We start from the raw sequence: 12,810 nt of genomic DNA on the forward strand, positions 1-12,810 counted from the left end.
CGACGGCGGCCTCGCGGGCGGCGAACGCGTCTTCCTCGCCGGCGAGTTCGAGCCAGTACACGCCGCCGAGTCGGACCGCCGGTCGCAAGAGGATAGCGGTTCCGACCAGCCACCTTTTTAGGTGCTTCAACTGTGTATCGAGGTAGAATGGCCGATCCGAAGGAGACGATCACAATAGAGAACGTCGTTGCCTCCACGGGGATCGGGCAGGAGCTCGATCTCCAGAGCGTCGCGATGGACCTCGAAGGCGCCGACTACGACCCGGAGCAGTTCCCTGGACTCGTCTACCGCACCACGGACCCGAAGTCGGCCGCGCTGATCTTCCGGTCGGGGAAGATCGTCTGTACGGGCGCAAACTCCATCGACGCCGTCCACGAGAGCCTCGATCTGGTGTTCGACGAGCTCCGCAAGCTCCAGATTCCCATCGAGGACCCGGAGATCACGGTCCAGAACATCGTCACCTCGGCCGACCTCGGCGAGAGCCTCAACCTCAACGCGATCGCGATCGGGCTCGGCTTGGAACACATCGAGTACGAGCCGGAGCAGTTCCCCGGACTCGTCTACCGGATCGACGACCCCGACGTCGTGGCGCTTCTGTTCGGCAGCGGAAAGCTCGTCGTCACCGGCGGGACGAGCCCCGACGACGCCGCGGCCGCCGTCGACGTGATCGTCGAGGAGCTCGACGGGCTCGGGCTCCTCGCCTGACGGCCGCCGCGCTCGTTCCGATTCCGCGACCACTTTTACCCGTCACCTCGTAGGCCACCTATGCTCCTCCAGACGGTGACGCCGATCACGGTGCTGGGGACGACCGTCGCGCTCGCGTTGTTTCTCTCCGTGACCGCCCACCTCGCGGCGCGGAACGTCCTCGGCGACGTGGACCCGCGCCGCGCGCTCTACGTCGGTCCCCTCCCCGCGGTCACCGCGATCGTCGGCGTCACGTACGCACTGCCGGAGGCCCTGATCGTTCTCGTCGCGCTCCTTTTTGACGCCACCATGTTCGCGTGGAGCTACGACCAACCCCGTCGACTCATTGTCGGGATGACCGTGATCCACGCCGTGATCACGACGCTACTCGCGATCGTGTTGTTTAGCCTCACGCTGCTGTTCGCGACGATGCCGGGATGACGCGTCACGGCTCCGGGGGCACTCCCTCGTACGCGTCGTGGTCGCCGTAGAAGTTCAGCATCGCGAACTTCAGCTTCGCCGGATCGATGTCGAGCAGCTCCGCGCGCTCCTCCGGCGGGAACGCGCCGCGGACCGAGTACTTCCCCATGTCCGCGGACGTGTACCGACGGTCCGCGAGGATCCGGACGCCGAAGTCGTCGGGACCGCGGACGACCCGCCCGAGCGCCTGTCGAGTCTTGCGGACCGTCGGGATCTCGACCGCGTACGCCCAGCCGGGGTCCCGGGCGCGGTCGCGGTCGGCGAACGCCCGGTCGTAGGCGTCCTGCACCGCCTCCATCCGGTCCGACAGGTGCGGGTACGGGACCCCGACCACCACCGCCGTCCGGGCGTCGTCGCCGTCGAAGCTCACGCCCTCGGCGAGCGTTCCCCACAGCGAGGTGAAGAGGGTCGCGTCGTCGCTCTCGACGAACCGCCGGCGAAGCTCTTCCTCGTCTTCACCCGGGCCGTCGAGGTAGCGGCTTCCGAGGCCGNNCGGCCTCGGCGTACGAGGGGAAGAAGGCGAGCGTGTTCCCCGGCGTGAAGCGGATCGCGTCGCGCAGCAGCGCCGACACCGTCTCCTGCGTCTCCGGGTCGTTGCGCTCGGAGGCGAACAGCGGGGGCGTATCGACCGCGAACGTCCGGCGGTTCTCCTCGGGGTATCCCATCTCGTACGCCAGCGCCGCCACGTCCTCCAGCCCGAGCACGTCCTTGGTGACGTCGAAGGGGCGGAGCGTCGCGCTCATCAGCACCGACGCGGCGACCTCGTCGAACAGCGCCTCGGTGACGCGGCGGGGGATGCAGGTGTACAGCTCCGCGCGGCCGTACACCTCGTCGGTGGCGCCGTCGCGGCGCACGGAGACCACCGGATACTGCCCCAGTTCGGTCCCCTCCTCCATCCACGTCGAGACGAACCGGGCGACCTGCAGGGTCTGACACTCCGTGCGGGTCGTGGTCTCGCCGTCGCGGTAGCGGCGCTCGTACTCCTCGTCGAGCGCCTGCCCGAGCTGGACGGCGAGCTCGGTCTCCGTGTCGATCCCCTTCCCCTCGTAGTTGCGGAGGAACGCGAGCGTCAGGTCGTCGCGGCGGTCGTCGTTGGCGATCGACAGGTCTTCCCAGTTCTCGCCGACCGACTCGCGCTGCCCGACGCCGAGCGCGTCGTCGCGAGTCTCCACGAGAGCGTCGCGGAAGGCCCGTACGACGTTCTCGGCCGCCTCGGCGCGGGAGTCGTCGCTGTCAGCGAGCTCGTCGAGGGCGGCGTCGAGCGTGTTCTCGGTGAGGGTGCGGGTGGCGTGGTCGCGGGCGGCGTCCTCGACGTTGTGGGCCTCGTCGAAGACGGTGATTATCTCGGCGGGGTCGCGGTCGATCCACCGGAAGAACTGCTCGCGGATGTTGGGATCGAGCAGGTGGTGGTAGTTGCACACCACCAGATCGACGCCCTCCATCCCCTCCTTCAACAGCTCGTAGCCGCACAGCTCGCGCTCGTCCGCGTACGCGTACACGTCCTCGGGGGTGCGGACGTCCTCGAACAGCCACCCGAAGAACTCGTCGGTGTCCTGGACCAGGTTGTTCCGGTAGTGGGCACAGACGTTCGCGGTCTCGTACTTATCGATCGCTTCTTCCAGCTCGTCGAGCTCCTCCATCACCGACTCGCGAGCCTCGGCGGCCCCCGCGTCGCCCTCGCGGCTCTCGGCCAGCAGCTCGCGCTGGCGCGTCTCCAGCTCGCGGACCTCGCTCTCCGTCTCCACCAGCTCGCGGGTGGTGTCCCGGAGGGTCTGACACTCCTGATAGTCGACGTCGATGTGGCACATCGACGACTTCCCCTTGAAAACGACGGCGCGGATTGGCTCCTCGCGGGTGATCGCGCGGGCGTCCTCGACGAACTGCCGCATCTGCTGGTGGACGTTGGTCGTGATCACGACCGTGCGGTCGTGTTCCCGGGCGTGCTCCAAGGCGGGCACGAGCGCGGAGAGGGTCTTCCCCGTCCCCGGCGCCCCCTCGAACAGCACGTCCTGCCCGCGGTCCAGCGCGTTGGCGACCCTGTCCATCGCCTCGCGCTGGTTCGGGTACGGCTCCTCGTACGGGAAGAACCGAAGATGCGGCGACTCTGACACGGGACGAAGTTCGTCGCCATCGGCTAAAAGGGGTGGGGTGCCGCGGCGGAACTGATCGGCTCGCGTCGGACTCGGAACATTTCACACTCGCTAGTTTCAATGTTTATATACGTTCGGGGAATGTGCATCCGAGACACACGTTACCAGCATATATTACTGGTACTCTCCCGACCTCCGAGCCGCTATGGCGACTGAAACCGCGACCGCGACGACCGACGTATCGACCGGAACGGGAAGTTGGAAGGCGGGCGTCGTCGGAGGGCTCACCGGCAGCGTCGTCTTCGGACTCGTGATGACGTACGCCATTCCGAACCCGCTGTTGGCGATCGTGATCCCGTCGATGTACGGCCTTGCCCCGCCCGCGGCGCCGTTCGTCGGCTGGGTGATCCACATGTCACACGGAGCGGTTCTCGGCGTCGGCTTCGCCGCGCTCGTCGGTCTGAGGCCCTCGATCGGCGGGAACGCCGCGAAGTCTCTCGGCGTCGGTGCGGCCTACGGGATCGCCGTCTGGATAGCCCTCGCCGTGATCGTGATGCCGATCTGGCTCTCGGCGGTCGGTTCGCCCGCGAACCCGCCCCTGCCCAACGTGAGCGCGCTGAGCGCCCTCGGTCACCTCGCGTACGGAGTCGTGCTCGGAGGCACGTACGCGGGGCTGTCTGGCTGATACCGAGACACCGTAACTCTGCGATCGTCGCGCCGTTTCCCCGGTGGTCTGAGGGCTCCCCCGGGTGTTTTAACCGTTCGCGGCGACCAGCCGGAGACGAATGTTCGACGAGATCCTCGAGAAGTTCGAGGGATCGCCCAGTCAACAGGCGGTGATCCGGCTGTTCTTGGAGCGCGGCTTCTCGGTCAACGAGGAGGGCCGAGTCGTCTCCGGCGGGATCGAGATTCCGTACACCGGTATCGCGCGCGAGCTCGACGTCGATCGGCGCGTCGTGGATTCGACGACCGACGCGATACTGGCTGACCCGGAGCTGAAACGCATCTTCACCAACATCTCGTCGGTGCCGAGCCTGATGGACTTGGCCCCCGTCCTCGATCTCACGGTCCTCACGATCGAGGTCGCGGCGGCCGACGAGGCCGGAATCGTCGCCGAGGTGACCGGTATCCTCGCCGACCACGACGTCTCGATCCGCCAGGTCCTCAGCGAGGACCCGGAGTTCACCGACGACCCGAAGCTGTACGTCATCACCGACGCCGACCTCTCCGGCGACCTGCTCGTGGAGATCCGCGATCTGGCGTACGTCCGCCGCGTCGGGTTCTGAGGCGGTCGGCCGAGGCGAGAGCGACGCTCACCGATCGGCGAGCACCTGCCGACGGTCGAGCGGCGAACCCCGATCAGTTCCGCCGCGACGATGAACTGTCACCTCCCCCGGAGCCTTACGTGCGATGCCGAGCCAGTCCTGAGCGCTGTTCCCGCCCGATTTTCACTTTCACTCGGGTGTAAACCAGTCTTTATACGGGGTGGCGAACAAGAGTGGAGTACATGCCAGAAGACGAACTCGAGGACCTCCCCGGAGTCGGCCCCGCCACCGCAGACAAGCTCGTCGAGAACGGGTTCGAGAGCTACCAGTCGATCGCCGTCGCGAGCCCCGGCGAGATGTCGAACACCGCCGACATCGGTGAATCTTCGGCCGCAGACATCATCAACGCCGCCCGCGACGCCGCCGACGTCGGCGGCTTCGAGACGGGCGCGACCGTGCTGGAGCGCCGGCAGGAGATCGGGAAGCTCTCGTGGCAGATCGACGAGGTCGACGATCTGCTCGGCGGCGGGATCGAGACGCAGTCGATCACCGAGGTGTACGGCGAGTTCGGGTCCGGGAAGTCGCAGGTGACCCACCAGATGGCGGTCAACGTCCAGCTCCTGCCGGAGAACGGCGGGCTCGACGGCGGCTGCATCTTCGTCGACACCGAGGACACGTTCCGCCCGGAGCGGATCGACGACATGGTCCGCGGGCTCGACGACGAGATCCTCGCCGAGGAGATGGAGCGCCGCGAGATCGAGGGTACGCCGAGCGACGAGGAGGCGATGGAGGAACTGGTCGAGGCCTTCTTGGACCAGATCCACGTCGCCAAGGCGTTCAACTCCAACCACCAGATCCTGCTGGCGGAGAAGGCCAAAGAGCTCGCCGGCGAGCACGAGGAGGGCGAGTGGCCGATCCGGATCGTCTGTGTCGACTCGCTGACCGCCCACTTCCGCGCGGAGTACGTCGGCCGCGGCGAACTCGCGGAGCGACAGCAGAAGCTCAACAAACACCTCCACGACCTGATGCGGATCGGCGACCTGTTCAACACCGCCATCCTCGTCACGAATCAGGTCGCCTCCAACCCCGACTCCTACTTCGGCGACCCGACGCAGGCGATCGGCGGAAACATCCTCGGGCACGCGTCCACGTTCCGGATCTACCTCCGCAAGTCGAAGGGTGACAAGCGGATCGTCCGCCTCGTCGACGCGCCCAACCTCGCCGACGGCGAGGCCGTGATGCGCGTGCAGGGTGAGGGGCTGAAGCCGGAGTAGCGGCTGAACGCTCGCAGACCGATCGCTGCGTCCGCCGGCCGGTCCGGCTGACCGGCAGCCCGCTTCGGACGGATTTTGCGGCGAACGCACGTGGAACACGCGACGCTGTAGGAATGGAGTCCCCGGACCGGACGCCGACAGACAGATCGGTTGACAAACGTCATTTTCTCGCAGGACCGCCTGATACGCCCGATAGCGGGTGATTCAGGTCGGATCGGTCGTCTCCGGCGATTTTCCGGGTGGCAAGTATTTCCACCAGACGCCGCGCCCGGCGTTTTGCGGCCCGAAACCGCCCGTTCCGGCAACTTTTGACGCTCAGATAACACAACACCCGTCCGCTTTCGTCGCAAATATTGCTACTGTCTGCTGAAGAATATGTCCTTATACAACATTGATCTGACCTTATATTGAACACCTTCTGTATCATCAAACGTATTTCTTGTGAAACTCAACTAGAACGTTTATATATCCTCATTACTCCCTGTGGAAACGTGATTCAGAACATGAACACGGACGAAACGCGCTGTATGACGAACAAACGTTCACCCGAGGTGGTCGAGGCGTGACGGCCGACGTACTCGCGACCGTCGACCCGAGCACGTTCGCGTCCGCGATGAACGGGACGTGGATCCTCGTCGTGACGTTCCTCATCTTCTTCATGCACGCGGGCTTCGCCATGCTCGAAGCCGGGCAGGTCCGCTCGAAGAACGTCGCCAACCAGCTGACGAAGAACCTCCTGACGTGGAGTGTCGGGGTGACGGTGTTTTTCCTGATCGGAACGGCGTTCACCAGCGTGATGAGCGGCTCCGGCGGGCCCGTCTCGGCCGCCGGGTCGCTGTTTTCCGGCGGTGAACTCGCGGTCGACGCCGGCGCGGTCGGCCCGTACGTCAACTGGCTGTACGGCGCCGTCTTCGCCATGACGGCCGCGACGATCGTCTCCGGCGCGGTCGCCGGCCGCGCGAAGCTCCGCGCGTACGTGACCTACACGTTCCTGCTCGCCGCCGTCATCTACCCGATGGTCATCGCGTTCACCTGGTCGGCCTCCGGCGACGGACTCGTCGCGCAGCTGACCGGTACCGCCTTCCACGACTTCGCGGGCGGGATGATCGTCCACGGGATGGGCGGCATCGCTGGTCTCACGGCAGCGGCCGTCCTCGGGCCGCGGATGGACCGCTACGCCGAGGACGGCTCGACGAACGTCATCCCCGGTCACTCGCTGACCTTCGCCGTCCTCGGGACGCTCGTTCTGGCGTTCGGCTGGTACGGTTTCAACGTGGGTACGGCCTCGATCGTCAGCGGCGGCGTGTTCAACACGCTGACGCTCAACCTCGTCGCGATGGGGACGACCATCGCGATGGCGGCCGGCGGGATCGGCGCCGCCCTCGTCGTGTGGCTGAAGACCGGCAAGGTCGACACGCTCTACGTCGCCAACGGCCTGCTCGCCGGGCTGGTCGGTATCACCGCGATCCCGGACACCACGGCGTGGTGGGGGGCCCTGGTCGTCGGCGGGCTCGCCGGCGCGCAGCTCCCCATCGTCTTCGAGTTCGTCTCGGACACGCTCAAGATCGACGACGTCTGTGCGGTGTTCCCGGTCCACGGCAGCGCGGGCGTCCTGGGGACGCTTCTGTTCCCCTTCGTCGCCGCGCCGGGCACCCTCAGCGCCGGCGTCGGGGCGCACTTCATCGCCCAGCTGACCGGGGTCGTCATCATCGGCGGCTGGACGCTCACTGCGACCGCGGCCGTCTGGTACGCCCTCAAGCTGAGCGGTGAGGCACGCGTCACGCAGGAACACGAACAGGAGGGTCTCGACATCTCCGAACACGGCGTCGAGACCTACCCCGAGTTCGGTGGCGACCGCGTCGCGACCGACGGCGGCCCCTCCGTCATCGACACCACCGACGACTCCCCGCGTGCCGACGGCGGCGTGGAGGCCGGCACGGGGATCAAGATGGTTACGGCGGTCGTCCGCCCCGACAAGCTCGGGGCCATCAAGCAGGCGCTCGCGGAGATCAACGCGCCATCGCTCACGGTGACGAACGTCTCCGGCCGCGGCAGCCAGCCCGCGAAGACGGGCCAGTGGCGCGGCGAGGAGTTCACGGTCGACCTCCACCAGAAGGTGAAGATCGAGGTGGTCGTCGCGGACATCCCGGCGGACGAGGTGGCGGACGCGATCGCCGACGCCGCGAAGACCGGGGAGCCGGGCGACGGCAAGGTGTTCATCATGCCCGTGGAGGACGCGCTGCAGGTCCGCACGGGAACGACCGGTCCGGAGGCGGTGTAAGCCGGACCGACGGTTTCGACGCGGACCGACGCTGAAACGACGGCGGACGCGGCGACTTTCGGCTGCCGACTTTTGCGCGACGCTGCGTCACCCGGCGGTGGCACCGCTCGCGGTCGCGACGCGCCCCCGCGTTCCGATCGCTTCTCGTTGCCCGGTTCGGCAACAACTTTCACCCCGCCGACCGAACGCCGGGACATGAACCACGAGCGCTCTCGCGGGCTGTACGACCGCGCCCTGTCGGTCATGCCCGGCGGCGTCAACTCTTCCGTCCGAGCGACGATGCCGCACCCGTTCTTCGTCGAGCGCGGGGACGGCGGCCACGTGATCGACGCCGACGGCAACCGGTACGTCGACTGGGTGATGGGGTACGGCCCCCTCCTCTACGGCCACGACCTCCCGGAGCCGGTCGAGGCGGCGATCCAGTCCCACGTCGCCGCGGGCCCGATGTACGGCGCCCCGACCGAGATCGAGGTCGAACACGCCGAGTTCGTGGCGCGGCACGTCCCGAGCGTGGAGTCGATCCGGTTCGTCAACTCGGGGACCGAGGCCACCGTCTCGGCGGTGCGACTCGCGCGCGGCCACACCGACCGCGACAAGATCGTCGTCATGCAGGGCGGCTACCACGGCGCCCAGGAGTCGACGCTCGTCGAGGGGTCCCCCGACGACCATCACCCCTCGACGAAGGGGATCCCCGACGAGTTCGCCGAACACACACTCCCGATCCCGTTCAACGACCCGCAGGCCGCCAAGGAGGTGTTCGCCGAGCACGGCGACGACGTCGCGGCCGTCCTCGTCGAACCGATCCTCGCAAATATGGGGATCGTGACGCCGATCGACGGCTATCACGAGACGCTCCGTGACCTCTGTGACGACCACGGCTCGCTGTTGATCTTCGACGAGGTGATCACCGGCTTCCGCGTGGGCGGGCTCGGCTGCGCGCAGTCGAAGTTCGGCGTCACGCCCGACGTGACGACGTTCGGCAAGATCATCGGCGGCGGCTTCCCGGTCGGCGCCATCGGCGGGAAAGCCGAGATCATCGAGGAGTTCACCCCCGCGGGCGACGTGTTCCAGTCCGGCACGTTCTCCGGCCACCCGGTGACGATGGCCGCCGGGAAGGCCGGGCTGGAGTACGCCGCCGAAAACGACGTGTACGAACACGTCAACCGCCTCGGGCGGAAGCTCCGCGAGGGAATCGCCGAGATCTGCGCGGAGCGCGCGCCCGAGTACACCGTCGTCGGCACCGATTCGATGTTCAAGACGGTCTTCACCCGCGAGGCGCCCGACGACCCGACCGCCTGCTGCGCCGGCGGCTGTCGGCAGGACCCCGACTGCGACCGCTACGACGGCTGCCCGAAGACCGGCGCCGACGTCGCCGACGCCGCCACCGACCGATGGGAGCGCGTCTTCTGGCAGGAGATGAAAGACCAGGGCGTGTTCCTCACCGCCAACCAGTTCGAGTGCCAGTTCACGTCGTACGCGCACACCGAGGAGGATGTCGCGGAAACGCTGGCGGCGTACCGGGAGGCGCTGTAGCCGACGCCGCCGACCGGCAAACGTTGCGATCGGTCACCAAGTGCGGAACGCTTTTATACCGGAGATCAGATAGTTACGGACGATGATCGCGGAGGCTCGTCTCGACGCCGCCCTCGGCCGAGGCCGACGAGCCCCGCGACCGCGACGAGGCGTCCGACCGCCGCGACCGGCTTCCGGCGCGGCGCGACGACCGGCCCCTTCGGGCCAGTAACCTTCCTCCCTCGTCGCGTTCGCGCCGCTCCGTTCCGGAGAGTGACAGCTACGTCGTCGGTTAGCGCCTGCGCCGCCATTTGTTTACAACATCTAAAGCGATGAATTTAAGGGGTATAGGCTACTCTACTCCGGTAATGGCAACCGTTGCACTCGCGTTCAGTGGGGGACTCGACACGACAGTCTGCGTGCCGCTGTTGAAAGAGGAGTACGGCTACGACGAAGTCATCGGCGTTAACGTCGACGTCGGGCAGCCGACTGAGGAGTTCGACGAGGCCGAGGAGACCGCGGAGGCGCTCGGCCTCGACATCCACGTCGTCGACGCGAAAGCGGAGTTCGCGGACCTGTGTTACGACGCGGTGAAGGCGAACGCGACGTATCAGGGGTACCCGCTCGGCACCGCGCTCGCGCGTCCCGTCATCGCCGAGGCGATCCTCGGCGTCGCCGAGGAGGAGGGCTGCGACGCCATCGCACACGGCTGCACGGGGAAGGGGAACGACCAGCTCCGGTTCGAGGCCGTCTGGCGCGGCTCCGACCTCGAAGTGATCGCCCCCGTGCGTGAGCTCGGCCTCACCCGCGAGTGGGAGATCGACTACGCCGCGGAGAAGGACCTGCCCGTCGAGGCCGGCGACGGCGGCGTCTGGTCCATCGACGAGAACATCTGGTCGCGCGCGGTCGAGGGCGGCAAGCTGGAGGACCCGAACTACGAGCCGCCGGAGGACATCTACGAGTGGACCGCGGAGCCGGAGGGCGAGACCACGATCGAAGTGGCGTTCGAGGAGGGCGTCCCCGTCGCCGTCGACGGCGAGGCGATGGACCCGGTCCCGCTCATCCAGCACCTCAACGAGTACGCCGGCGGCTACGGCATCGGCCGCACCGACGTGATGGAGGACCGCATGCTCGGGCTGAAGGTGCGCGAGAACTACGAGCACCCGGCGGCCACCGTCCTCCTGACGGCCCACCAGGCGCTCGAGGACCTCGTCCTCACCAAGAACGAGCGCTCCTTCAAGAAGGGGATCGAGCAGGAGTGGTCGGAGAAGGCGTACCAGGGACTCGTCTTCGCCCCGGTCGTCGACGCGCTCGACGCGTTCATCGACGAGACGCAGGACGTGGTGACCGGCACCGCGACCGTGAAGGTCTCCGGCGGCAACTGCCGCGTCGTCGCCCGCGACTCCGAGTACGCGGTCTACTCCGAGGAGATGGCCTCGTTCAACACCGAGGACGTGGCCGGCATCGCGCAGGAGGACGCCACGGGCGTCGCGAAGTACCACGGGCTGCAGGAGCGCCTCGCCAACGACGTGAAGCAGTCGGTGTCGAAGCCCGAACTGGCGACGGACGGCTCCGGCGAGGCGGACGAGAAGTAGATGACCGACGACGATCCCCACCCGGTGGCCGACGACGCGGACGCGTCCGACGCGACGAGCGGAACGGCCGTCCGCCGCAACCGCTTCAGCGGCGGTCCCGCCCGCGAGTTCCTGTCGAGCCTCGCCGCCGACGCGGCGATCTTCGAGGCCGACCTCGCGGTCGATCGCGCGCACACGGTGATGCTCGCCGAGCAGGGGATCGTCGACGACGAGACCGCCGGGGAGATACTCGCCGCCCTCGGCGACGTGGAGTCCGCGGGCCACGACGCCCTCCCCGACGGCGAGGACGTTCACGAGGCGATCGAGACGGCGGTCATCGACCGGATCGGCCCCGACGGCGGACGGATGCACACCGCCCGCTCGCGCAACGACGAGGTGGCGACCTGTATCCGGTACCGCCTGCGCGAGGACCTGCTCGCGGCGGCCGAGGCGACGGTGACGCTCCGCGAGGCGCTCGTCGACGCGGCGAGCGAGCACACCGAGACCACGATGCCCGGCTACACGCACCTCCAGCCGGCCCAGCCGACGACGGTCGCGCACTACCTGCTCTCCTACGAGAGCGGGGTCGCCCGCGACACCGAGCGCCTGCTCGACGCGTACGACCGGGTCAACCGGTCGCCGCTCGGCGCGGCCGCGTTCGCGGGGACGCCGTTCGACGTCGACCGCGATCGGACCGCCGAGCTGCTTGGCTTCGGCGGGACGGTCCGGAACTCGACGGACGCGGCGTCGGCGCGCGACTTCCTCGCGGAGGGCGCGACCGCGTGCGCGACGCTCGCGACGACGCTGTCGGGGCTCGCGGAGGACCTCATCCTCTTCTCCAACAAGGGGTTCGTGGAGCTGTCGGACGCGTACTCCTCGACCTCCTCGATCATGCCCCAGAAGAAGAACCCCGACACGCTGGAGCTGACTCGCGGCGTCGCCGGCGACGCGATCGGTGAGGCGACGGGGACGCTGAGCCTCCTCAAGGGGCTCCCCCGCGCGTACAACCGCGACCTCCAGCGCGCCCACGCGAGCGTGTTCGAGATCGTCGACGACGTGCGCGAGGCGACCGAAGTCGCCGCGGGCGCGGTCGCGACCGCCGGCTGGGACGAGACGACCCTCGCGGACGCGGCCGGCGAGGGGTTCTCGACGGCGACCGGCGTGGCCGACCTGCTCGCGATGGGCGGTATGCCGTTCCGGACCGCTCACGAGATCGTCGCGACCGCCGCCGAGAGCGTCTCCGACGACGACTCGCCCGCGGCCGCAGCCGCAAAAGTTGACGAGGCCACTCGAAACGTGACGGGCGAGCCCCTCTCGACGCACGTGAGCCGCGACGACGTGGAGTCCGCGCTCGATCCGGCCGCCAGCGTCGCGAGCCGCGACTCCGCCGGCGGACCCGCCCCCGACGCGGTCGCCGACGAGCTCGCGACCGCCGAGGCGGGGATCGAGGCCGACGCCGGGTCGCTCGCCGACGAGCGGGAGTCGCTCGCGGCGGCGGCGGCGCTGCTGGACGCGGAGGTGGAGTCGTATGCGTGAGCCGCCGGCCCCCGTTTCCGGACGGCGACCGCGACCGCCGCGCCGACCGGCGCCGTCGACGGTCGGGTCCCGACCGCCGACGACGCCGCCGTCCCCGCGAGGGGACACACTAAC

At 68.2% G+C, this 12,810-nt stretch carries 9 protein-coding genes and 1 pseudogene; 9 read left to right on the forward strand and 1 reads right to left on the reverse strand.

Annotated features, from left to right (window positions below):
- The first annotated feature begins 147 nt into the window (after nucleotides 1–147).
- A complete protein-coding gene (locus DJ69_RS17460) occupies nucleotides 148–705 on the forward strand; it encodes a TATA-box-binding protein (RefSeq protein WP_099256849.1) in 558 nt (185 codons plus the stop codon).
- Between the two features lie 60 nt (nucleotides 706–765).
- Nucleotides 766–1,125 (forward strand): DUF7473 family protein, encoded by a 360-nt coding sequence (locus DJ69_RS17465; RefSeq protein ID WP_099256850.1) that lies wholly within the window; start codon nucleotides 766–768, stop codon nucleotides 1,123–1,125.
- Nucleotides 1,126–1,129: 4 nt separating this feature from the next.
- On the opposite strand, the pseudogene DJ69_RS17470 reads toward DJ69_RS17465, so the two are convergent.
- Nucleotides 1,130–3,275 (reverse strand): annotated as a pseudogene (locus tag DJ69_RS17470) (ATP-dependent DNA helicase).
- Between the two features lie 184 nt (nucleotides 3,276–3,459).
- Between DJ69_RS17470 and DJ69_RS17475 the strand changes: the two are divergent.
- The 7 genes from DJ69_RS17475 (at nucleotide 3,460) to argH (ending at nucleotide 12,696) form a co-directional block, all read left to right on the forward strand.
- Nucleotides 3,460–3,939, forward strand: a complete 480-nt coding sequence (locus tag DJ69_RS17475; protein ID WP_099256851.1) for a histidine kinase — start codon at nucleotides 3,460–3,462, stop codon at nucleotides 3,937–3,939.
- A 100-nt stretch (nucleotides 3,940–4,039) separates the two neighbouring features.
- Nucleotides 4,040–4,540 carry an ACT domain-containing protein gene (locus tag DJ69_RS17480; protein WP_008847308.1) on the forward strand — a complete coding sequence of 167 codons (501 nt, stop codon included), beginning with the start codon at nucleotides 4,040–4,042 and terminating at the stop codon, nucleotides 4,538–4,540.
- A 221-nt stretch (nucleotides 4,541–4,761) separates the two neighbouring features.
- On the forward strand, nucleotides 4,762–5,793 hold the full coding sequence (radA, locus tag DJ69_RS17485) for a DNA repair and recombination protein RadA (RefSeq protein ID WP_099256852.1): 1,032 nt from the start codon (nucleotides 4,762–4,764) through the stop codon (nucleotides 5,791–5,793).
- Between the two features lie 562 nt (nucleotides 5,794–6,355).
- Nucleotides 6,356–8,074, forward strand: coding sequence for an ammonium transporter (locus DJ69_RS17490; RefSeq protein ID WP_180271874.1), 1,719 nt, complete (start codon nucleotides 6,356–6,358; stop codon nucleotides 8,072–8,074).
- Between the two features lie 195 nt (nucleotides 8,075–8,269).
- Nucleotides 8,270–9,607, forward strand: coding sequence for a glutamate-1-semialdehyde 2,1-aminomutase (gene hemL, locus DJ69_RS17495; protein WP_099256853.1), 1,338 nt, complete (start codon nucleotides 8,270–8,272; stop codon nucleotides 9,605–9,607).
- Between the two features lie 347 nt (nucleotides 9,608–9,954).
- Nucleotides 9,955–11,181 carry an argininosuccinate synthase gene (locus DJ69_RS17500; RefSeq protein ID WP_099256854.1) on the forward strand — a complete coding sequence of 409 codons (1,227 nt, stop codon included), beginning with the start codon at nucleotides 9,955–9,957 and terminating at the stop codon, nucleotides 11,179–11,181.
- Nucleotides 11,182–12,696 carry an argininosuccinate lyase gene (gene argH, locus DJ69_RS17505; protein WP_099256855.1) on the forward strand — a complete coding sequence of 505 codons (1,515 nt, stop codon included), beginning with the start codon at nucleotides 11,182–11,184 and terminating at the stop codon, nucleotides 12,694–12,696.
- Nucleotides 12,697–12,810: the final 114 nt, after the last annotated feature.

Origin of the sequence: Halorubrum persicum, assembly GCF_002727125.1 — an archaeon.
Taxonomy (GTDB): Archaea; Halobacteriota; Halobacteria; order Halobacteriales; family Haloferacaceae; genus Halorubrum; species Halorubrum persicum.